16 protein-coding genes are annotated in these 23,846 nt (G+C 34.3%); 1 reads left to right on the top strand and 15 read right to left on the bottom strand.

Annotation, left to right across the window (positions count from 1 at the left end; all coding sequences use genetic code 11):
• Positions 1-19: 19 nt before the first annotated feature.
• From ACJMML_RS01925 to ACJMML_RS01945, 5 genes are all read right to left on the bottom strand, one after another.
• Positions 20-1,351 (bottom strand): hypothetical protein, encoded by a 1,332-nt coding sequence (locus ACJMML_RS01925; protein ID WP_405305715.1) that lies wholly within the window; start codon positions 1,349-1,351, stop codon positions 20-22.
• A gap of 70 nt (positions 1,352-1,421) precedes the next feature.
• A complete protein-coding gene (locus ACJMML_RS01930; RefSeq protein ID WP_405305716.1) occupies positions 1,422-3,569 on the bottom strand; it encodes a right-handed parallel beta-helix repeat-containing protein in 2,148 nt (715 codons plus the stop codon).
• 139 nt (positions 3,570-3,708) lie between these two features.
• Complete coding sequence (locus ACJMML_RS01935) at positions 3,709-8,118, bottom strand: right-handed parallel beta-helix repeat-containing protein (RefSeq protein WP_405305717.1); 4,410 nt, start codon at positions 8,116-8,118, stop codon at positions 3,709-3,711.
• 160 nt (positions 8,119-8,278) lie between these two features.
• Positions 8,279-11,158 carry an Ig-like domain-containing protein gene (locus ACJMML_RS01940; protein ID WP_405305718.1) on the bottom strand — a complete coding sequence of 960 codons (2,880 nt, stop codon included), beginning with the start codon at positions 11,156-11,158 and terminating at the stop codon, positions 8,279-8,281.
• Between the two features lie 137 nt (positions 11,159-11,295).
• On the bottom strand, positions 11,296-13,101 hold the full coding sequence (locus ACJMML_RS01945; RefSeq protein WP_405305719.1) for a right-handed parallel beta-helix repeat-containing protein: 1,806 nt from the start codon (positions 13,099-13,101) through the stop codon (positions 11,296-11,298).
• A gap of 556 nt (positions 13,102-13,657) precedes the next feature.
• Between ACJMML_RS01945 and ACJMML_RS01950 the strand changes: the two genes are divergently transcribed.
• Positions 13,658-15,253: a hypothetical protein gene (locus ACJMML_RS01950; protein ID WP_405305720.1), complete on the top strand. Its 1,596-nt coding sequence runs from the start codon at positions 13,658-13,660 to the stop codon at positions 15,251-15,253.
• A 9-nt stretch (positions 15,254-15,262) separates the two neighbouring features.
• Here ACJMML_RS01950 and ACJMML_RS01955 read toward each other — a convergent pair whose 3' ends face one another.
• The 10 genes from ACJMML_RS01955 to ACJMML_RS02000 form a co-directional block, all read right to left on the bottom strand.
• Positions 15,263-15,688, bottom strand: coding sequence for a DUF3021 domain-containing protein (locus ACJMML_RS01955; RefSeq protein WP_405305721.1), 426 nt, complete (start codon positions 15,686-15,688; stop codon positions 15,263-15,265).
• An 8-nt stretch (positions 15,689-15,696) separates the two neighbouring features.
• Positions 15,697-16,137 carry a LytTR family DNA-binding domain-containing protein gene (locus ACJMML_RS01960; protein WP_405264394.1) on the bottom strand — a complete coding sequence of 147 codons (441 nt, stop codon included), beginning with the start codon at positions 16,135-16,137 and terminating at the stop codon, positions 15,697-15,699.
• 3 nt (positions 16,138-16,140) lie between these two features.
• A complete protein-coding gene (locus ACJMML_RS01965) occupies positions 16,141-16,413 on the bottom strand; it encodes a 2TM domain-containing protein (protein ID WP_405305722.1) in 273 nt (90 codons plus the stop codon).
• Position 16,414: 1 nt separating this feature from the next.
• The gene (locus ACJMML_RS01970) at positions 16,415-16,666 is read right to left on the bottom strand and encodes a 2TM domain-containing protein (protein WP_405298225.1); all 252 of its coding nucleotides are present in this window, start codon (positions 16,664-16,666) and stop codon (positions 16,415-16,417) included.
• Between the two features lie 127 nt (positions 16,667-16,793).
• Positions 16,794-17,492, bottom strand: coding sequence for a diacylglycerol/polyprenol kinase family protein (locus ACJMML_RS01975; protein WP_303738596.1), 699 nt, complete (start codon positions 17,490-17,492; stop codon positions 16,794-16,796).
• A complete protein-coding gene (locus ACJMML_RS01980; RefSeq protein WP_405305723.1) occupies positions 17,489-18,610 on the bottom strand; it encodes a tocopherol cyclase family protein in 1,122 nt (373 codons plus the stop codon). The genes ACJMML_RS01975 and ACJMML_RS01980 overlap by 4 nt, the downstream gene beginning before the upstream one ends.
• Positions 18,611-18,708: 98 nt before the next feature.
• Complete coding sequence (locus ACJMML_RS01985) at positions 18,709-20,841, bottom strand: right-handed parallel beta-helix repeat-containing protein (RefSeq protein WP_405305724.1); 2,133 nt, start codon at positions 20,839-20,841, stop codon at positions 18,709-18,711.
• A 307-nt stretch (positions 20,842-21,148) separates the two neighbouring features.
• Positions 21,149-21,250, bottom strand: a complete 102-nt coding sequence (locus ACJMML_RS01990) for a zinc-ribbon domain-containing protein (protein ID WP_405305725.1) — start codon at positions 21,248-21,250, stop codon at positions 21,149-21,151.
• Positions 21,251-21,261: 11 nt separating this feature from the next.
• The gene (locus ACJMML_RS01995; RefSeq protein WP_405305726.1) at positions 21,262-21,687 is read right to left on the bottom strand and encodes an EamA family transporter; all 426 of its coding nucleotides are present in this window, start codon (positions 21,685-21,687) and stop codon (positions 21,262-21,264) included.
• A 208-nt stretch (positions 21,688-21,895) separates the two neighbouring features.
• Complete coding sequence (locus ACJMML_RS02000; protein WP_405305727.1) at positions 21,896-23,761, bottom strand: cysteine peptidase family C39 domain-containing protein; 1,866 nt, start codon at positions 23,759-23,761, stop codon at positions 21,896-21,898.
• Between the last annotated feature and the right edge of the window lie 85 nt (positions 23,762-23,846).

Here is a 23,846-nt window from a genome sequence, read left to right on the forward strand (position 1 = left end):
GTAGGTAATCTACATCAATTTATTTTTTAACAACAAACTTGCCTGTTTTACTTGCGGCATTGTAAGCTCCATCGCCGGCAAACTTGGCAACATACTTGAAAGTTCCTTTTTTAGCAACCTTTACTTTAACGGTAGCCACACCCTTGGAATTGGTTTTGGCAGAAAATGTCTTGCCATTGACCTTTATGGTAATTTTTTTATTTGAAATGGCTTTTCCATTAGATTTTAAAGTAATAGATATTTTTTTAGCTTTCTTTACTTTCAAAGTAGCTTTAGGAGCTGTTAAAGTAGCTGATTTTTTACTTACAATAATCCTGCTTGATTTTATTGATGATTTATACTCATCATCTCCCGCAAATGACACAGTGACATAATGGTTTGCGGAAGATGCATATTTCACAGACACTTCAGCAAGGCCCTTATCATTGGTTGCAACAGTCCTGGATTCCCCGTCAATAATTACAGTCAGGATTTTATTTGGAATAGGATTATTGTCTGAATCTTTTAAGGTTATTTGTAAATTATCTGAGTCCCCTGCAAGAATATTCAAATTGGAAACAATTATAGTTGAAGCAATTGATTCCTTGGTTTTCGCTTTAACACTTGAAATATTAATGGAATTGACATTTGAAGCGTTGATTGAATTTATTAGACTGTTGACAGTGCCGACTGCAATGTTTCTAATAAAAGCATTTTGAGTGTTATTCAAGATTATGGCATTGAACTGGAAATCATCAGGATCGAATTTTGATGTTTCCTGTTTAACGCCAACCCAATCGAAAGTAAGATTTTCCAATACTACATCATTCGCATCAACATAAACCCCAAACGGATTGTAGACATCGTTTGCAATGTAATAGAAATCATTTGTAAATGAAAATCCGCTCAATACAGTTCCATTTGCTTGCGGAGAAATGTAAAATACCCCATGATCTGCAGGACCTCTGCCGTATTTCATCATGTGTGTATGGTGAGGGCATACCCCAACGCTTGTTCCAGGAGTGGCCAATATTGTTAAAGTTTTGTTAATCATGAAATGGCAATGGACAAATGTTCCATTAAGAACTATTGTATCTCCAGGCTTTGCATTATCAATTGCAGGCTGTACAGTTGGAGCCTGAACCTGATTTGGGTTTTCAGGGTCCGGTGCAACATAATAGGTTTGAGGCCCGGTTTCATCATCACAGCAACTTGAATCGTCTGCAGTTAAATTACTACCATCTTCAATTTCAATAATATCTTCATATTCATCGGTTAAGTTTAAATCCACATTATCCTGAGCAGATGCCGAGGATATTAACGTTAGACTAAACAATATCAATAATACGATTATTAATCTATCTAATTTCATAAATATTCTCCAAAATATTTTTTTAACTATTGTTATAAATTTAATGAAAAAAATAATATAAGAAAAAACATTATTTTTTAGTCACTGTTATAGTATTAGATTTTGAAACCTGTTTAAACTGTGAATTGCCTAAAAATTTCATGTTAATCTTATATTTTTTAACTTTTTTGAGTTTAATGGTCAATTTAGCAATTCCTTTTTTGTTGGTTGTAAGAGTTTTAGTTTTATCGTTCACTTTTACAATTACCTTTTGTTTGGATAATGCTTTTCCATTGCCTGCAGTTAATTTGAATTTAAAGGATTTCTTTTGATTCTTTTTTATCTTCATATCTGAAGCCTTGATTTTAGATTTCTTGCTGCCTGTTTTAACAACAATCTTTGCTGTAGTTTTGCTTACACTATAATCATCATTTCCGGAATAAGTGAAAGTTACAGGATATATTTTTTTAGCTGAAAAGGAAACCTTAACTTTGGCAATTCCATTATTGTCAGTTTTTATTTTGTAAGTTTTGCCATTGAATTTGACTGAAACATATTGCCCCGAAATTGCCTTATTTTTACTATCAACTAATTTCACTGAAAGATATCCAGTGGCCAATGGATAAAGAGTTAATCCAGATGAACTTAACTTTGTAGAAGGATTAATCGGAACATGGGAATCTGAAACATTTAACTGTCTATGAGGATTATTGGCAACCTTATTTGATGAGGCGCAAAAAGCAGCAGTTATAAGATTACCGGAGCTATGGAATAAACTGTAATACTCTCTAAAATCTGCTGTAGCAACCCCATTTTGAATTTTAACTTTCTTGTAGATGTCACTGCCTTGAGGTTCCATCGTACTATAATCATTCAGGAAAAATATCATGTGACCAGAATTAAGGTTTGAAGCGACATTTCCTTTTGAATCAACAATTGAAATTTGGTACACTCCATTTTTTACTTCTTTTATCTCACTTAATTTCAATGAAAGGTTGTATTTCCCGTTATTTCCCGGAGCCTCCAAAGACCATGGAATAGTTGGTGTGTAATATGTGAACCCACACACAATATCGTCTACAACAAATGCATTTTGCAAATACACATAGGATTTGGCTTCACTATAATTTCCATTACTTGAAGGGACAAATAAGTCATTTTCAGCATCATAATCCATGTTTCCGCCGGTACTTTCTACATAGGTCCTGTGGTGAAGTATCATGGAATTATGTCCTTCAAAGTAATTATCATCAACAATGGTCAAATTATCCGCACCTTCACTGTTATCAAGATTTCTTGCACGAAAATCGTACATTATCGCATGCAGATTATTTCCTATGAATATATTCCCCATTACAACAAGTTTGGTAATGTTAGTATTAACATAGATGCCGGATCCGCTGTCATGATTATTTTTACCATTATTTTTTATTAGATTATCCTTTATTAATACATTATTTGCGCTCAATAAATTAATACCATAATATCCATTGTTTAATATGGTATTATCATATACATTGATATTACCTGAATTTCCACTGATGCTTATTGCGTTACTTTCAATATTTGTAAATGTGCAATTAGTTATTTCGACATTTGTGGAATTTATTATAGTTATTCCATTAATTGTATTGTTTATTAAAAGATTTGACAACTTGATGTTGTTTGCATTTTCGATTATTATTCCCGAAAGCTTATCCGATTCAACGTCAACCCAGTTCATAGTGCAATCTTTAACCGTGACATCACTTGCTCCCCTTATTAAAACAGCGAATGGTGTTTCTGATTTGTCCTTATTTACAAATGTAAAACCTTGAATTACAGACCCGCTTCCACCATCAGCAACAAAGAACACTCCATATTCGTTTACGCCTTCATGGGTATGGTGAGGGCATGCATCTATTGTCCCTCCTGATGAGATAATGTTCAATGTTTTATTGATTGTAATATGGCAATGAACAGGATTTCCTTTAATTATCACAGTATCTCCAGGATTTGCCTTATCAATTGCCGGTTGAATCCTTGGCCATAATACTTCATTTGGCTGTGTCTCAATGAATGGCACTTCGATTGTTTTTGGAGAATCGGATAGTACATCATCATCACCATTAGATGATGAAAGAACTTCATCCGAATTATCTTCGATATTGCTAATCGAATTTTCAGTTGAAATTGTGTCATTTAAATCATCCGTTGCAGATATTGACCCAATTCCAAAAATTACAATTAGTAAAATCAAAATTATTAAAAAAAACTTACTTATTTTCATATTTACACTCTCTTTTACGATAAGAATATTTATAACAATCATGATATTTAACTATTGTTATATTTTTGAAAAAATAAAAAAAGGAACAAATATGTTAGAAACATATTTGTTATATTGGAATTTCACTTTCAGGAACTTCATACAGGTAAGTTACCTTAAATACCCTTGATGTTGAATCAATCAGAGATCCGATGGATATTTCAATAACATTGTTTATAGAATTGAAATTTGAAGAATCGAATGTGAATGTGCCCATACCATCAATTACATCAAATACAACTTCAGCCTGCTTATCGGTTCCCCTATTCAATGTCGCAAACATGTCGAATTCCGGAAGATTTGCATCAAACTCTCCATTTTTATAAAATTTGATACTGTAATTGCCCCGACTGTTAAAAGTCATGTTGAATTCTATGTTTGTTGTATTGATTCTAGGACACATTGTTCCATAGCCGACAACACCAGTATCATTGTCCCAGGTTACAAGATCATTGGTTCCGTACCAATTCGCTTCCAACTGCAGTTTTTGGCTAGGGTCCAATAATCCGCCACCATAGATACCGAATGGATTTGCACTCATTTCGCCTAAAATCATCATACTAGGGCCTCTTGCATTTCTATATATTGCATTATCTGTCACATGAGGCAGAATAGCATTTTCAGCGAGGTCATAACCTGCGTTGAACCTGATTCCTTCAAGAACATTGTCAGTAATGGTGTTTTGGGTAATTACAATGCCTGTTGAGTAATTCGCATCCAAAGAAATACCCATATGATTTGCATAAATGTGGTTGTGATTGATGGTTACATTCACTGCAGAATTATTCAGGAATATTCCGTATCCTGTCGGGCCTTCAGGAACTGTCATGATATACAGTCCGATTTGATTGAAGATTTCATTGTCAGTGATTTCAGTATTTGCAACACCCCAACCATATTTTACACCGTAGTTATTCTCTCTTAATGTGTTATTATCAATGACTATATGTGAAGATTCCTGAGCAAATATTGCGCTTTCAAATGATTTTATATCATTTTTGAATAATTTTATATTGTTTGCATTTGCAATGGATATGCCGTATCCTGGCATGTTAATATTTCCAGCATTATAATCTGCAAGCCTACCCACATCCAACCTGTTTGAAATGAGGTTATCCTCAATGTTTACGTTGTCTGCACCATCAATGACAATGGCATCACCGGAGTTTCCGTTTACTGAAAAACCTGAGACATTGACATTACCAGATGATATTATGAATACAGGACTGCCGGATTTCGCATTTAAACTGGTTGAATTTGAGGAATAAATGTTTAGGCCTTTACTGATGGTTAATGAAATATCTGAATATTCATTTCCTAAAAACTCAATATTTGAACCGCCTGCAGCATTATCCAAAATGCTTTGGATTTCAGAGTTCGGCAAATTGCCATCCACAAATACTGTATTCAGCTTATCTGAAATTGTAATCTTATTTGTTTTGGAAACGGATTTGTATTTGTCATTGCCGGCATATTTGACAATGATATCAAAAGTTCCCTCATTCAAGTCATTAAGGGTTAGCTTAACAACACCATTGGAATCGGTAGTTTCAGCATAGCTTTGACCGTTAATATCAAATGAAACACATTGACCTGCTAATTCATTGCCTGAATTGTCCTTTAAGGTAATCTGATACTCTTTTTGGGCATCCTTAGAGAATGTCCTGTCATAACTGACAATCTGAGTAGCCATTTTTGAAACGGTTATTTTACCTGTAGCTTTTGATGCCTTATAAATTCCGGTTCCTCCATAATTTATGTTAACGATGTAAGACTTTTCATCTGCAAAATTAACGCCTACACTAGCCTGACCTTTGCTGTTGGTTGTTTTTGTGTAGGTTTTTCCATTGACTTTAATAGTTAATTTCTGATTAGATAATGCCTTGCCATTTGCCTTTAAAGTGACGGTATAGGTTTTTGACTCCTTAGGAAGCATTGAAAGTGTAGGAGCGGTGATTTTAGTGGCTGTTTTGGCAACCTTAATCTTGCCGCTTGATGAAGACTTTTTATAAATTTTACTTCCCTTGTATGTTGCTTTAACATTATATGTTTTCAATTTAGCAAATTTGACCTTAATTTTAATTTGGCCTTTTGAATTTGTCTTTTTGGCGTATTTTTTACCGTTAATGTTAACAGTTACCTTTTGTTTGGATATTGCCTTACCGTTTATATCCTTCAAACTGACAGTGTAATATTTGGCAGTCTTTGGTGGAATAGTAACTGTAGGAGTTGTCAATTTAGCCTTTTTGGATGAATATTTAACGAGTATCTTATTTGTCTTAGAAACTGCCTTGTACTTATTGTTTCCTTTGTATGAGATGGAAATCTTATATGTTTTCTTGTTTTTATTGAATTTGAGTTTTACTTTAGCGATGCCCTTTGAATTAGTGCTTTTAGTGTAAGTTTTACCATTGACCTTGAATGTTACCTTTTGATTAGCCAATGCATTTCCAGAGGCATCCCTTAAAGTGATTGAATAATATTCTGCCATTTTAGGAATCATGTTCAAATCTGAAGAAATGATTTTTGCAGCCTGTTTTTTAACAACGACTTTAGCTTGAGTATCAGACCCATAATAGTCAATTCCCCCATCACCGGCAAAACTGACACTAAGCGTATAGGTTCCCTCTTTTGATACAGATATCTTTATCTGTGCTTTACCATTGCTGTCAGTGAGAACTTTATAAGTTTTTGAATTAATTTTGAATATCAGTGTTTCTCCGACAATAGGATTTTGATTCTGATCAAGCAAACTGGCAACAATGACCTGATTTGAATTCGGATAGGTGTTCAAATTGGAAACGCTGATTGAAGTGTTGGAAGGGATTCCCGGAATATTCGCATCGTCAACAGCTAATGTCTTGGATACCTTATCGTCAATGTTTGTGCCTGGTGTCGGGAATACTGCAGTTATGACATTTCCTGATTCATTGAATTCATCCATGTAAAATCTGACTGTTGCAGTACCATCCTTCATCATTACAGTCTTGTAGACATCACCTTCCTGAGGAGTTGCGCTTTTGCCAACCTTGTTTAAATAAAATGTCACAGGAACGGAGTTAATGTCAGTCGCAACATTGCCATTTGCATCAACAATGGAAATGGAGTAGATTCCTTTTTTGACTTGTGTGATTTCACTTAACTGCAGTTCATAATTTCCGGATTTTGACCATACATTTTTAGGAGAGTAATAAATGTTAGGGCAGCTCACAAATTCATTTATCTCAAAGACATAGCCCAGATACATTATTCCCTGATGGCCGTAATATTGGCCGTTTCCTTCACCTACATAAACGTAAACATCATTGGCAGCATCATAATTATAGTCGCCAATGCTAGGTTTATACTCATATACCTGAGTCCAAACAGGCCTGTCACGATCTCCTGAGCCATATCCACCATAATTGATCATGTAATTGTTATTAATCATTTCCAGATTATTTGCATCCTTAATGGATATGTCATTGAGATTTTTAACGTGGAAATCATTGAAGACTTCCCATAGCTGATTCTGATTAAAGAAATTGCCCTTTATCTCAATTTTTGTAATGTTATAATCTACATAAACTCCATTGTTTGTATTGAATGCAATGTAATTGCTTAGGATATAAACATTGTCTGAAGAGGTTAATCTTACCCCATTTGTATTTTCAGTGATGTTGTTTTGACTTACGGTCAGATACTTGCCGGTTCCTGAAAATGAAACACCTGCAACATTATTGTTAGAGATATTATTGCCAGATATTGTTGTTGAGGATGAATCAACTACATTTATTCCATTTTTAGAATTTTTAAGATTGGATGAGCGGACATTAACATTCTGTGAATTTTTAATGCTGATTGCATTATTTGCATTTAAAGCTGTAACATTTTCAACAAGACAGTTTTTTGCATTCTCTATTCTTATCGCATCCGAATATCCGATATGATTAATGCTGCAGTTTCTGATTTCAACATCATTAGCCTTAATCAGGATTCCGTAATCATTTTCATTGTAAACGTTATTATTTATAGTGAATCCCTCAATGACAGTTCCGCTTGCACTAGGGGATATGTAAAATATTCCTTTATATCCGGAACCCTGGGTGCTTGAACACACTTCCATAGTAGTTCCGACATTGCTTTTAATCGTCAGCTTCTTATTGATTATGAAATGGCAGTGCACATAGCTTTTACCTTCAACAATTATTGTGTCTCCTGCATTGGCGCTGTCAATTGCCTTCTGGATTGTTGGCTGGCTCATTTCATTGTGACCATCTTCAATCTCTTCAACAATGATTGTCTGAGGTGAAGATAATACTGAATTGTTTTCATTGACCGTTTCCAGACAATCCAGATTATTATCTGTTTGAATATTAGTATCAGATGAATCTGAAGTTAAATTTCCATCAATATTGTCTTCACTAGCCGCAACCGATGATATGCATAACATTGTGATTAATAAAAAAGACAATATAAATAAACTTTTATAAAATTTCATTTTTCCTCCCCAAAATTTTTAAAAATTTTAATTATCAATATATAATAATATAATTATCGCCATAATTAATATATTTCGATTTATTCTTCAATTAAAGCCAAAATTAAAAAAATAAAAAAATTGATTTGAAGTCGAATGCATAAAGAAAAAAGTTAAATTGTTATTTCTTAACTTTTAAAACCGCTCTTTTAGTCAACTTCAAGTAGCTAACTGAAATCTTATATTTCCCTGCTTTCAGATTCTTTAAACTAACGGTTGCAATTCCTTTTTTATTTGTTTTTGCCTTGTAAGTTTTGCCTTTAATTTTAAAAGTAATCCTTTTACCTGAAATGGCTTTTCCTTTACTGGTTTTGAGAGTGGCAGAATATCTGATTTTTTTAGCCTTTTTCTTAGAGACGCTTTTAACCTTTAGGACATTTTTAATGACAATACTGTTTTTTACAGATGATCCCTTATAGGATGCTGTAATGGAATATTTTCCAGGAAGCAAGGTGAATGTCTTTGATGCATAACCCTTCTTATCAGTTTTTACATTATATGTTTTTCCGGCCAGTTTCATGACCACGACTTCATTTTTGCCTACAACCTTAGCATTGGAACCTATCACACGGACCTTGAATGTCACTTTTCCGCTATAATCCACAGCAACATTCTTATTATTGATTATCTTTGATGGATTACGGCCAACGGACAACACAATAGACTGATTATTCACTTTAGATACAAGTGATGAAATCTTAGGAAGATATAATGACTTCAATCCGTATCCGTTTTTAACAAATAAAGTGTCGCCAGTGGACAAACTCACTTTAAAAACAGGCAATTGTTCAGGATTAGCAATTTGTGAAATCTGATTGTTTTTGTTTTTTAATTCATTAAAACCAATCATGATCTTTCCGTTTTCATACTGCATTAGAGGTTCAGCACTTTTAAAGGACATTACAATCCATGTGAAATCCTCGGAAATGTTAAATCTGATCAGATTTCCAAAATCGGGATTGTTGCTTCCCCACCAATTTTCAGACAAATTACTGTTATTGTTATTTACATATATTGCACTGCCTGTAGTTGCCTGATTGTTGAATAATGAACTGTGAGTTATATTAATGTCATTTCTTGCAATTATTGCTCCTCCTTCAGCGCCTGCAACATTATTTTCAAAGACAGACCCTATAATATTCAAAACATTATTGTTGTCGATGGCACCACCGTTTATGGTTGCTTTATTGTTTGTGAAGTTTGAATGAAGTATTGTTAAGATTCCACCATTGTCAATAACCCCTGCACCATAAGCGCCATTATTATCAAATAATGAATTTATGATAGTTATTTTTCCGGCATTATCAATAGCTCCTCCATAGCTTTTAGCCTTGTTTGATTTGAATTGGGAATTGGAAATATAAACATCTGCACCATCGTTAAATATTACGCCACCCTCATCTGCACCTGTGTTAAGTGAGAACACTGAATTATCAACTGTGGCGTTTCCCATTGCAAGATACATTACTCCTCCTTTACGATTGATTTGATTATTGTTAAATTTTGAATTGTTTATTTCTAAATCTGAAGATGAATAAATCACTCCTGCTTGAGATGCCTTGTTTGAATTGAATTCAGAAATTCCAATAGTCATTTTTGCAGTGTTATAAACTACTCCACCAAAATATGCCTCGTTGGAATTTGAGCTTAAGTGATTGATAAGTGAATCTGCACAATTATAGATTACGCCACCATTTTGAGAGGCAATGTTTTTACTTGCAGTGACTCCTTCAATATTCAATTGCTTTTTATTGTATATTCCTGCACCATTTCCAGCATTACTTGAAGTTATGAGAGAATCTTTTAAAGTAAATTTTCCGGCATTGTAAACTGCCCCTCCTTCGTTTGCACGGTTTTTGCTCAATTCACACTTCATCATATTGACAGTGACTTCACTTACATAGATTCCGCCACCGTTTACAGCGGAGTTATTATAGATTTTACAGCTATCGATTACTCCATCGTCAATATTTCGAAGAGACAGACACCCGCAATATATTCCTCCACCGTTGGTTCTTGCAGAATTATTGGATATGTCAGAGTCAATCAATGTGATGGATCCGTCATTAACGTCAATTCCTCCACCACGATTGGCTGAATTATTTATTATTGAAGTGTTTTTAAGAGTCAATTTGGCCTTTGCCTCAACATAAACTCCACCACCATTTACTGCAGAATTATTCAAGACAAGACAGTTTTTAAGAAGCAATGAAAATTCGGAAACATAAAAACCTCCTCCCTGCCTTAATGGGTTGGTGTTATTTATGATAATCGAATCGTAAACTTCACAAATTCCCCAGCTTTTTATTCCAGCACCTAAATCAGTGCCAATATTTGATATGACTTTAGTATTGTAAACTTTAAGAATGCCCCGATTGTTGTAGATGGCTCCTCCCCTCTCGGCGGAGTTGTACATGAAAGTGGAACTGTATACATTCATTTTGCCCCAAATGTTATAGATTGCTCCACCCTCTTCACAGACATTATTTGTAAACGAGGAATTTATAATATTGACAACACCGTTTGCATTGTCGTTTTCAATTGCTGCACCTGAATCTGCAGTATTGCCTTCAAATATTGTATCATAAACGTTAAGATTGGATTTATCCGAACAGTATATTCCCCCACGTTCTGCATGACTGTTAATTATTGTAGAATTAAAGATGCTTAATGTACCCTGATTATAAATTGCTCCACCTGTAGAATCCGAATAACCGTTGGCCATTGTCACTCCAAAAATATTTACATTAACGTTTTTTGAAACTTCAAAAATCCTAGAGGCATTATTTGCATCAAGAACTGCATGTGAGTCAGATCCATAAATGTTAATATCCTTATTGATTCTTATAGGATTTCCATCACCTACATATGTCCTGTTTTCCAAATAAATCGAATCCCCTGAATCTGCATCATCAATCAGAACCTGTATTGCATCAAACTTTTCATCAGTTATATTACCTTCAATTTCGCTGCCCTCAGCATAAGCAGCATTAATAATCAATATAGAAAAAAGTAGAATGAATATGAACAGAAATTTTGATTTTCTAATATAAATCTCCCCCAAAAGAATAATAATGTAAAAATAACCGCTCAAATATTTTTTAGAATGTGAAAAAAAAGAAAAAAGAAAATTGTTGTTTATTTTTTAACAACAATTTTACCAGCTTTAAGTCCTGAATTGTAGGTTTTGTCACCAGCGAAACTTGCTACGTAACTGTAAGTACCTTTTTTAGTTAATTTAACTTTAATGGTTGCTACACCTTTACTGTTGGTTTTAGCTGAGAAAGCTTTACCATTAACATTAATGGTTACTTTTTTACCAGCTAATGCTTTGCTACCAGATTTTAAAGTGATTTTAACTTTTTTAACCTTTTTGACTTTGAAGGTAGCTTTAGGAGCTTTGAGTGTAACAGCTTTTTTAGATACAGTTTTGGTAACAGTTTTGGTTACAGGAGTTAAAGTGATTGCATTTGCAGAAGCTGCAAATTTGTCTGTAGCTGCAAAATTAACAGCAACAAGTTTACCAGATTCACCGGTGATTATGAAGACACCATTTTCATCGGTAGTTATATTTACTGCAGCACCGTTGTTGATGGAGTAAGATAATGCAGCACCATCAATAGGATTGCCTGAAATGTCTTTTAATACACCTGTAATTTTGGTTCCGTCAACACTGGTAATAGCGATTTGGGTTTGTACTAATTCAGCTTTAGGAATTACAATGTTACTTGGGTTTGCATCTTCGCTACCCCAATCGTTACACCATACGACTAAAGTTTTTACGCCGTCAGCAACATCATTACCGGAGATTTGAATCTCTTGATATGGGTTTAACATTCCTGATCTGCATAAGATGTGCAATAAGGTTACACCGGAAGTTACAACGCTAGCACGAGATTTTTTAACAATATTGTTGGTTACATTGATGTTACCTAAAGTACTTGGATAACCGTGAGCGGTGTTTCCTTGTTCAGCAGCAATTAACCAGTTATTGTCAATCACATTAAATGTGTTGTTGTCAATGAAAACTCCACTGGAAGCTTTTTGGATACTGATTACTGGGAATGCATCCCAAGAGCGAACACCATCATCAAATGAACCACAGTCTGTGAAGGTATTGCCTGTGATGAAAGTTCCATCGGTAGATGCTCCTCCAAAGAAGATAGAATAAACATTGTTTATGAAAGTGTTGTTTAGGATTTTTGCATCTCCACTACCACCTGCAATGGAAATAGCATCCAATACTACACCAGCAAAGGTGTTGTTTAATACAGTGATGTAATGGGAACCCATTACACTGATTACTTTAGAACCTTGTTCTTTGTTGACAGTAGGGTCGTTTATAAGTTTTGTTGCATATCCTCCATAGAATTGACTGTTTTTGACAGTGATATAATCACATGAGGAAACCACAACCGCTTGGTTGAAATTGTTGAAAACACAGTTATCTACGACTCCGCCTTCAGCGAGAGAACCTGCAAAGCGAACACCCCATCCATTTACTGAACCACCATAAGTTAAATTATTTTTAGGGTTGTTGTCAATGAATACTATTCCCTGAATGGTTACTCCTTTAGCGGTTACATCGAAAAATCCGTTATTTGCACCATAACCATAAATTGTAGTTGTACCATTACCTTTTATTAAAAGATTATCCTTAGTCACAGTTATTGTATTATTTGTTATATCATAAGTAGCGAAATTACTTAAATCAACAGTTCCTCCATCTTGAGCTGTTTCAACTGCTGTTTGAATAGCATCAGATGTATTGGTTGTTGGTGAGATTGGATCAGCGGCCAACAATTCAACATCTTCTGTTGCCACAACTTCCGCATCATCAGTTGCTACAATATCATCAGTAGCGTTTTCTGCAGAAACTGAACTAACAGAGAATGCAATTAAAACAACTAAAAAGATGGATAATAAAATCTTTTTATTATTCATAATTTTTTTCTCCCTTTGAATCTATTTTAAACCTAACTAATAAAAAATAAAAAAAATCATCATACATAACTTGAACATTTTTATTAGATATTAGTCACTTAATATTTTTTATCGATAAGTAATATAAATCTTATTGTTTATCGATGATAAAAAATTTTAATAAAAATTATTTAAATTTAAAAAAAAATAGTATATTAATATTAATAAATAAAATAAAGAAATATTTAAATGAAAAATAATTAAATAAAAATTATTTAACTTTTAATAACTATTTTAACGATTTTTAAAGAAATTAAAAAAATATGAAAAATAATTCATAACGATAAAAAAAGTATTAATTCTTTAAAATAAAAACAAACATCACGACAACCTTAAAATAATAAATAAACTATTAAAAATAGATTTGGAACTAAAATATGTTCAAATAAAAATTCATATGAAATTTTAATTAAAAATTAATGAAATCTTTAAAATTTTTAAAAAATCGATATAAAAATAATTATATATCATATTTTTCATAAATAAAACTATAGTTTCTCTAAAAAAAAGTAGGGAGGTGAAAACAATCAATGCAAGATATTATCTCATACTGCTGATTATGATTATTTTGATAAGCATTTCTGCTGCAAATGCAACGGATATTACCAATTCAACTACTGATATGACCGCATATGATGAAAATCAGCTTCAAAATGATGAAATCCTGGTAGATTCATCTTCAAAATTAATTAAAGAGCTATCAGATGCCAATGATAACGATATAATTACGCTTGAAAAGGGAACCTACAAAATCAGCGATTTTGAAATAACAAAAAATCTAACGATAAAAGGAAACGCAGATCCTCTTGATGTTATCATCGATGGGGAAAAAAAGTCAGGCATTTTTCTTATAAGAAATGATAGCGTGCATGTCACCTTTAAAAACTTGACATTCATCAATGCAAACGTGGAGGGATTTGGTGGAGCGATTTCCATGGAAACAGGACATGCATATGTGGACAATTGCTATTTCATAAATAACACAGCCAGCGTGAATGCCGGAGGAATATCAAACTATGGAAACGAAACCCATAGAGGGTATCTGCTATTGAACAATTCATTCTTCATGAACAATCATGCTGGCCATGACGGCGGAGCAGTGACAACCTGCTTTGCGGATTCAGACATTTACAATTGTGTCTTTATCAATAATTCAGCACACAGAGACGGTGGCGCAATAAGAGTGAGCGTTTCCGGATTCGGAAATGTTGAAGACTGCATTTTCATGTTCAATCATGCTGATGAATGGGGCGGAGCATATTACAGCTGGTCAGGTGAATCACATATCAACAGATGCATTTTCATGAACAATACTGCCGGAACAAACGGTGGAGCGGTAATGGTTTCAGGAAATATAAATCTGGAAAATTCCATTATCACCAATAACGATGGCGGAGAGACAGGAGGATCTTTCTACATACAGCAGCCTATGTATGATGCAAAGACCGTGATAAATATCCACAATAACATAATTACCAATAATTCATCACCTTACGGCAAAGAGATATTTATCAAATGGAAAGACACTCATCATTTGTATACCAAATTCGATGATAACGATTGGGGAGATGAAGATCCTAATGATTCTTCCGTGATTGACCCTAACCATGTGACAGACCGAAGCAGAGTATCATCAACAATCAAATCCAATCTGTTCAGCATTCTAAATGTGAATTTATTAGATAAGTATGGTGATTTGATAAAAGACTTTTTCCCAGATGATTCACTGAACAATCTGAAAAGTCAATTTAAATCTCCTGAATCCAATCAAAATGAAAATAATGCCAATATCAATAAGCATGCTTCAAATGATTTAGAAAAATCAAATATTATAAGAAATTCAGATAAATTAAAATCAATTGAAAGTAATGAAAGCAATGCAATACCTTCTGAGGCCAAATCTAACCTGATTGAAAGTAATGTTAATCAACAATTAATTATGGGAAATTCAACATCCCACGGTGATGATGACAAGGCCTACGAGTTGAACAAGACTAATGGAGGTTCAGTTGCAAAACAAGGCAATTTAGACCTTAAGTATTTCATTGCAATGGTTGTTGCATTAATTCTATTGATCATCGGATACAAACGAAACAAAAATGAGAGTAAATAGCTTAGCTATTTACTTATTAACTATTTTTTTATTTATTTCACGTGCGACAAGATAATAATAGATATAAAAACCACACCATGAAATCGCTGCAAATATGCAGGCTATGATTATCCATTCAATGATTATTCCAATTCCCAAGTTAACCGGCATCCACTGAAGATAAACGGCAACTATAAACAGAATCAGCATTCCAATTCCCATTTGGAAGGCAACTTGAAGAGGAAATGCGATATCATCCCTTTCATATATCAATCCTGTCAGGGAAAATCCCCAACCGACAACAATTGAACCTAAAAATGCATTTATTACTGTCACACCATCAAAATGAACATTTTGAGGACTCCTCTGTAAAGAAATTAAGACCATAATAAGCATCACGATAAAACAGCCGACAAAAGCACCCATCGCCAATCTTTTAATCAAATCAACTTTCATTCTCTCACCTACAAATCCAAAGCCTGTTTAAAGTCCGGCAAATATTTTCTTGAGATATTGTCCTTTAAGCCATTTTTCAACTCTATAAACATCATCCCCTTAAGTGAAGGGGCTACACGCTCAATCTTTTTAAGATTAACGATAGTGGCTTTTGAAATTCTTACAAAATCACTGCTTAAAGTCTCTTCAACCTGATATAATGGCTTTTTAATCAGATACTCACTATTTTCAGAATACACTTTAACCTGCTTGTCCTCAACCCGGAACATGAATATCTCATCCATCTGCAGAAGTGCAATGTCAGATCCCTTCTTTACGGCAACCATATCAGATGATTCATCACTTTCCAGAATGGACATGGCTTTTGCAACATTATCCGTCAGTTCATTAGTGTGAATATCTGCATAAGGCTCTTCAATATCCCTTGAAACAAATAAGTTTACCTTCATAATCTATGCCTTCAATTTTTCCATTTCCTCTTGAATTTTACGTTCTCTGTAATCGTCACTGAACCTATCAACAAATACAAATGCCATTAAAAAGTCTTTAAAAACACCTATTCCCCAGAAAAACACCGGGAACAATACCCACCAGAATTCTGGTGTGAAAAACCAATTAATAATGGCTAAAAATGCATTAACTATAATATATGCTTGTAAATTCTTATAGAATCTTATTTTTTTCTCAACTATTTCTTCAGCTCTTTTATATAAATTATCAGACATCTTATTCACCCATTTTTGAAATTTCCTTTTCTATCATTTCTTCTCGATAATCTTTAATGGAATAGGCTTTGAAAAACTTATCTAAAACGTCAAATCCCCAAAAAATCATCACAAAGAACAATAGCCAAAAACTTTGCAGGAATAACAGGCAAATAATTGCTATTATTACATTTACGATTAAATATTTATATAGATTTTCTTGAAATTCGATTTTTGCATCCACTCTTTTTTCAGCTCTTTGTCTTAAATCCATTTTTTACACCTATTTACCATTCGTTAATATAACTTGGTAAAAGTCTATATAAATGGCTATTTGGCGATGTTTCCAAGATGCAAAAATTAGCTACTGAAATGCAAAAAAAAGATGTTAAAAATAGTAGCTATAATACAGCTACTAAATAATATAAAATTGCAGTCACTGCAGGAACTGACAAGTTGTCAATTCCACCATAACTGAACGCTTCACATATTGTTGCTACTGCTGAAATCAGCAATATGTTGACAATATTGAATTCAGGCATTGTACATCCGATTGATGTGAAAACCATCCAGACAAATACGCTCATTACAGAGGTGATTACGAACATGGTTAGTGATCCTTCAAGAGATTTTGTACCTCCGAACACAGTGTATTTGACTTTTCCGAATTTTTGACCAATCAATGCTGCAAATCCGTCACCGTATACCATAGGAACAATGGCCAATGCAACAATCCAGATGTAGTATTTAGGATCGTTTGCCGGTGAAATCATTGCAAATACTGCAATCAATACTGTCCAAATCAGCGCATAGAAAAACAATCCCAACGCATGGCCGGATTCGGTTACGCTGTTTTCTATTTTGATTGGTGAGTATTCAGTCAAGAAGAACAGTCCTATTGTGATAGGCAGTGTTAAAAACCATACCATTACCCATGGATCTGAGAAAAACGGCATGGCAAATATCATGTTACCTACCATGATGTGCAGAAACTTACGTGAAACTTCAGGGCGAGTCTTTAATACCATTTCCGCTATAACGAAAATGACCGCCACATAAACATATACTATGATTAATGCAATGATGTCTGTGAATATCATTCGTCATCATACTCCCCATATTCACATCCTGCGTTTTCTATCTTAACATGGTCAATTAATGTTCCGTCCTTTTTGTATAGCTTGATTTCGCCGTATCCGCTTCCACCATTCCATAGGCGGTTGTGTCGTTTTTTACCGTCTGGTGCTTCGTAGTTGAAAAGCATCATTTCATCACGTTTACAGTAAAGCACCAGTTCCATTCTTGAGTTTCTGTTGCTTGCATTAACATGCCATGTGTGAACGTCTTCACCTTCCTGGAAATCAAAGTCAATTTTGACCATATTCCAGAATCTGGCGAAGTTGTATTCATACATTGTTCCTTCGTAGTAAAAGCCTATTAACAACTTACGAGGCAGTTCGATACCGAATGCCTTTGGCCTTCCGCCTCCTGCTTCAAATGCGGAGTTATTCAATTTCTTACCGCTGATAAGGCTTGTTATATTACATGAGGAAATCCAAAGCCATGGTGATGTGAAGTCTCCTCCCCAGTTCTTATCGGCATATCCATAGGATTTTTCAGGAATAACTTCATATTCCTCCCCGTCCAGCCAGACAGTTCCGCTGTATTGGGTTTTGATTCCTTCTGCATGCCAGAACATTTCAAATGAATTTAATTTTCTGAATAAGGAGCTTGCACCGTAACCCACGTTAAATGTGATTTGCTTGTCAATATCCAAATCCCACATCATATCTCCCGCATCGGACATGTATTCGGGGTGATTTTTAGCATCCTCCTCAGACACTCTTGAAAATCCGCTCATGTGGGTTTCTGTCAAACTGCAATCACCAACCTGGATGTTCAGCTCATCATCAGGGCAGTTGAAGTATTTCATTGAGTAAAAATTATGAATCTGTTTTGGTTCATTACCATATGCTCCCGCCTTAATCATACAATATGATGGTTGTTTTCCTGTTTTTTGGTTTTCAGGGTCTTGACCAAGGACAGGTTCGTCTTCAGCCAATGCTGGGTTGCATGTAAAGTATTCTATGAAAAATGGTCTTGCTTCACCGGTTTTCTTATTGTAACCGGTGAATGAGTGCCACCACCAGTCATAACCTTTTTTGGCAAGTGGACCCTTAAGCATAAAATAATCTCTTTTCAAATCACTTTTATTCATATTATTCCTCCAAAGGTAAGATAATATGATATTTATTAAAAACCGCTTAAATAATTTATTATAAAATCGGGAAAAAAATAGAAAAAAAGAGATGAATTTCACAATTTAGATTTCATTTCACGTATATCTTCACGATAATATGCCCCAATTGTTAAAATTATTAACAAAATAATAAATGAAATCCCAGTTACTTTATAAAATTCATCTTCATCGATTAAAATTTGTTTAATTACTGATTGCTGAGTTGAACCGGAACCTGCATCCACACCGGAAGAACTTTCAGATGCACTGGCTGGAGAAGTGGTGGCTTGTGTTTCATAGCTTTGGTCCACATCATTGATCTGATTGTTTGCATTGTTTGCAGGGTCTGTTTTCTGACTATATGTACTGTTTCCAGTATTTTCGCTGCTTTCCACAGTTGAATGTCCATTTCCCCTGTTGGCATTTCCGCCAGACCCTTGTCCTGTTCCATCACCGTTTCCGCCACTTCCACCTGTTCCAATATCCTCATACAATTGGTAATTCGGAATTGACGGGTAACTGTAGCTTGGTGTTTTTCCATTAACCGGCTTTGAAGAAGGCTTGGTATCTGAATCATAAGTCTTATCCCTTCTTGTATTATCGACCGTTGCCTTAACAAGGTCACCAGTTTGTGCATCCACAGTGAATGTGCCTATTCCACCACTGATGGTTAATGTTATGCTTTTTCCGTTGTTGATTCTATATGACAATGCCCTGTCCGGAAGCAAACTGGCAATATTGCCCTTTGAATCAATGAATGCAGCCTGAAATTGATTGGGACCTATCTGAGTAACGGTGAACCTTATATTATTTGTCTTGATTTTAGGACAAACGACACCATCACTGTACCAATTGTCTCCAAGTTTCAACTGATCATCATTGTTGTCGTAATAGGTATCTCTGGCATCTACCTCACGCTCCCTATTGCCCACAATCGCATTATATGAAATCTCCTGATTCTTTGGCATCACATAATTGCCACCGAATTCAATGCCCACAGCTTCATTATTGGCTATGACATTTGACTGAATCTTATTGCTGCCGATTTCAGATAAGGAAATTCCGCTTTGACGATTGGATTCGATTGAATTGGAATTAATGTTTACATTATTCCCCGCCTTATTAACATAAATACCGTTTTCAACATTTTTAGAAATCGTATTTTTGCTAATGTGCAAATTATTTGGTCCTTCGCCAAAATTTTTGCCGTTTATTTTGCTGTCCAAATAAATACCGTTTTTGCCGTTGCTGGAAATGGTGTTGCCGTAAATGTAAACATTGCTTGATTTAGCCACTTCAATACCATTTGCACCATTATTTGTAATCTTATTGTTAAAAATATAGGAATTATCTGATTCGGCAAGACTTATTCCGCTTTTTGAGTTCTTAACGAGGTCATTTTTGGTAATATTTAGATATTTGGTGTTAAGACCTACAATACCATTGCCTTTACATGTTATGTCATTATTATAAATAGTAACATAATCTGCACCCTCAACCTTAATGCCGTCACCTGAACCTTCAATATTGAATCCCTTAACTTTTGCCAAGGAAGCCTTTGAACCTTTAATTGTGATTACCGGAGATGAGGAACCTGATTTTAAAGTTGTTCCAACATTGCTCTGCAAGGTCAAGGATTTTGTGATAATCAGATCGATATCAGAATAGCTTTTGCCTTTGAATAATATTACATTATTTGTTTTGGCATTGTCTATGATATCCTGAATCTGGGCATTGCTCATTCCGCTTTCAACTTCACGGGTATTGTCCATCGTGATTTTTGTGGTTAGAGATGAAGCCATATAATTCGAATTTCCTGCAAATTTGGACACAATGTTATATGTTCCATCCTTTAATCTGATTTGCAGCTTGGCAATTCCGGAGGAATCGGTGTTCTGATTATAGCTCTTACCATTTACTGTAAATGTCACTTTGGTGTTTTTAAGAGCGTTGTTATTGCTATCCAATAGTTTAACCTTAAAATAATCGCCGATTACATCGAAATTTGTTTGACCTGCAACTTCAAGATGAGTATTGGCTTTTGACGCTTCAAGAACATGAGTGTCATTACTTACTTCCAAAGCAGGCTCATCTGAAATGGACAATGTCCCATTGACATCAGTGGAATTATCGATTTCCTGAGCTGCACAAACATTTAACGTTAGTAAAGTTACTGCAAGAAGTCCCATAATTATTAGTTTTTTATTCATTTTTCACCTCCTTTAAGCCCAATTTGTAAGAATTAATTATTGAAAATAATCCTCATAATATAATATATAATATTTAATAGTATATATTATTGATTATTTTTAAGCAAATAAAATATTTCATAAAATAACTATATTTAAGTAATTTTATTGTAAAAACAATCATTTAAATTATTTTTAGAAAAAATGATATACAATATAAGTAATATCGAAAAAGAAAAAAATAAAAGGATTAATAATAATCATCAGAACCATCCTATCCCCACTCGAAACAAAATGGCTCCCCGGCTACATCTAAGAATTCTCATCCCTAAAAATTATCATCTTCATCAATACAGTAGACATCGTATCCGCAATTCGGACAGTATTCCTCTCCCGGCTCAACCCAGACACCACATACAGGACATCTCATATTATCACCATCTAAATATTAATCAGTACCAGACCAAACATGCAAAGGACTATTCCAACGATCTGATTGATTGAAATATTCTCTTTATATAGGAAATAGCCTACAAATATTAAAACGCATGCAAGGCCAATGTTTGCAACAACTGAAGCTGTGCTTACTGCCCAGCCGGCGCGATATACAAATACGTATCCCACTTCAAGTCCTACAATAGCCAATGCCAAAATGACAGACGTCCAGTTGATTTTAGATAATCCGTCACCGATATTTGAAGGTCCGACTGAAAATACAAAAATGATTGCGGAAATAATGGCTGCAACCAAGTAGGTAACCATGAGCGCGCCAAACGGATTGACATCTGAAGGCATTGACTTCATGCATACATTATAGAACGTATTTGAAAGTATCACTATTAAAATCGGCCAAATCAGTTTCCACATAGTATCAAAAAGAAATTTTATTTAGTCAAGATTCATTTTATTGTTCCGGTGCTGCCATCCCTTAAGTAATGGGATGATTCAGAACAAATTGATTCATCCTTCACTTCCCAAAACCAAAAACATCTAAACTTTTGATTAATTATATCTTTTCCGATGAAATGATAAAATACTTTCTATTTGAAAAAATGAAAGAATATTAAAAAATGCTTTAAATCCATCCAATAGAATGATTAGTATTTTGAGCGACCCAATTTTTCCCCATGCTGGTATAATAACTAGTTATTCCATTTTTCATAGAATCGGATAGCTCATAGTTAAGCTTAACAATCAGACTCTCATCGATATTGGAGAATTTCTTTTTCATGTAGCTTACCTTAAGCCAACCTGTCGGAATATTATCATAGCTTCCATAGGAGTTGCTGACCAAAACCTTCTTGCCGTCCTTACTGATGTCCAAAATGCTTACATAATGATTGTATGCATGGAAAATTAAAGCTGCACCACCTTTTTTGACTTCATTCAATGCTTTGTTAAATGAAGATTTAAAGAAATATGTTGCAACGAAATCATTCTTCTTCAATGCATTAATCATTGCATTGCAGTTGGTTCCATAACGGTCGGTTTTAGCAAGTTTTGCAATGTATTTCTCGCATACATAATTTTTCAGAACCTGGCTGCACATGCTGCATGAAGTCGGACCGCAGGTGCGCCCATTATCTTGAGGATCCCTTACCAGAGGATATTTATATGATTTGCCTTTAAGTGAAACGGTAATCTTTCCAGGCCAGTAATCATGCTTGTTCTTTTTGACTAACTTGGCATTGATTGCCCTTTCGATTACATTCCATTTTTCACGTTTCAAAATGTGATATGTATTCGGATGGGACTTTGTCTTGAAGAAAGTATATTTTGTCAGCTTTCCATATAAAAACAAACAGTAGCTATCCCTTTTTAAGACTTCACGGTATTGGGATTTTTTAAGAGTGTATTTTGCATTATCATCGCCCCAGACATAATTTTTTGGCATGAAATCAACATCAGGCTTGCCGTTTTTTAAAGGAATGCTTTCCTTTAATGGGTCTTTGACACTGACATTATAACATTTGAGCCCTTTTGAGGAGTAATATTTATCATGCTTTGCCTTAACAGTATAAAATCCTGCATCAACGTTGGGTTTGAAAACCGCAATTCCTTCAGAATTGGTTTTGAGTTTTAATTTCTTGCCTCCGACTGTCAATGTTACTAATTTTTTAGATAATGCCTTTCCGGATTTTTTCAGATAAACCCTTATGAAACCATTTTTAAGGAATTTTGAGTTGCCTATGTTAATTGAAAATGATTTTTTTAAGACATGAATGGTGACTTTATTATAAGACGCCTTGAATTGATTATCTCCAAAAAATTTTGCAGTAATCTTTTTGGACTTTGAAGACTTGATTTTTATTGCTATCTGGCCATTGGAATTTGTTTTTTTGACATATTTTTTTCCATTGAGCTTTACGGTAACCTTTTTGCCTGAAACGGAATTGCCGTTGCTGTCAACCAAACGGAAATATGCATACTTATTCTTTAATACATAATTTCCTGACTCTATGATTTTAGTGGATAATTTCGAAACCTTTATGCTGAAAACCATAGTGGCATTTTTATATTCGTCATCTTCCTTAAAAATAACAGTCAGTTTATAGGAATTTGCAGGCAAATCAATATTTATTTTTGAAACACCTTTAGAATTAGTTTTAAGTGAATATTCCTTATTATTAAGTATTGCAGTGAATTGTTTGGATTTTAAAGGGCCATCTGTTGAATTTTTAAGATAAATTTCCAATGTGTCTTTAGTTTTGACATTGGTCGAACTGACCTCAATGCTAACCGAATCTTTTTCAGCACTTTCATTATTGCCATTGGAATCATCTTCAGCATTTTCAACAACCAATTCCTCATCCAGCTCGATTGGATCATTATCTTCCAATTCCAAATCATCAGTTGAGTTTGAATCCGCAGCTGAAACTACTGCAATATTAACGCAAATGAAAACCAGTAAAATCAAAAAGAAAATCTTGCCACTTTGCATGAATTCACCTTATTACAATATAATTTTGTATAAGTGAATATAAATAATTTAATGAAAATTAGAAAAATTCCTAAAAACCTTTGAG

Origin of the sequence: Methanobrevibacter sp. (assembly GCF_045130115.1) — an archaeon.
GTDB lineage: Archaea > Methanobacteriota > Methanobacteria > Methanobacteriales > Methanobacteriaceae > Methanocatella.

What these genes read in the sequence shown, in the direction of transcription:
- ACJMML_RS01970 (WP_405298225.1), bottom strand. Translation starts at nt 16,666, where the DNA reads ATGGATTTAAGACAAAGAGCTGAAAAAAGAGTGGATGCAAAAATCGAA.
- ACJMML_RS02000 (WP_405305727.1), bottom strand. Translation starts at nt 23,761, where the DNA reads ATGCAAAGTGGCAAGATTTTCTTTTTGATTTTACTGGTTTTCATTTGC.
- ACJMML_RS01980 (WP_405305723.1), bottom strand. Translation starts at nt 18,610, where the DNA reads ATGAATAAAAGTGATTTGAAAAGAGATTATTTTATGCTTAAGGGTCCA.
- ACJMML_RS01955 (WP_405305721.1), bottom strand. Translation starts at nt 15,688, where the DNA reads ATGAAAGTTGATTTGATTAAAAGATTGGCGATGGGTGCTTTTGTCGGC.
- ACJMML_RS01965 (WP_405305722.1), bottom strand. Translation starts at nt 16,413, where the DNA reads ATGTCTGATAATTTATATAAAAGAGCTGAAGAAATAGTTGAGAAAAAA.
- ACJMML_RS01995 (WP_405305726.1), bottom strand. Translation starts at nt 21,687, where the DNA reads ATGTGGAAACTGATTTGGCCGATTTTAATAGTGATACTTTCAAATACG.
- ACJMML_RS01925 (WP_405305715.1), bottom strand. Translation starts at nt 1,351, where the DNA reads ATGAAATTAGATAGATTAATAATCGTATTATTGATATTGTTTAGTCTA.
- ACJMML_RS01935 (WP_405305717.1), bottom strand. Translation starts at nt 8,118, where the DNA reads ATGAAATTTTATAAAAGTTTATTTATATTGTCTTTTTTATTAATCACA.
- ACJMML_RS01960 (WP_405264394.1), bottom strand. Translation starts at nt 16,137, where the DNA reads ATGAAGGTAAACTTATTTGTTTCAAGGGATATTGAAGAGCCTTATGCA.
- ACJMML_RS01975 (WP_303738596.1), bottom strand. Translation starts at nt 17,492, where the DNA reads ATGATATTCACAGACATCATTGCATTAATCATAGTATATGTTTATGTG.
- ACJMML_RS01990 (WP_405305725.1), bottom strand. Translation starts at nt 21,250, where the DNA reads ATGAGATGTCCTGTATGTGGTGTCTGGGTTGAGCCGGGAGAGGAATAC.
- ACJMML_RS01945 (WP_405305719.1), bottom strand. Translation starts at nt 13,101, where the DNA reads ATGAATAATAAAAAGATTTTATTATCCATCTTTTTAGTTGTTTTAATT.
- ACJMML_RS01985 (WP_405305724.1), bottom strand. Translation starts at nt 20,841, where the DNA reads ATGAATAAAAAACTAATAATTATGGGACTTCTTGCAGTAACTTTACTA.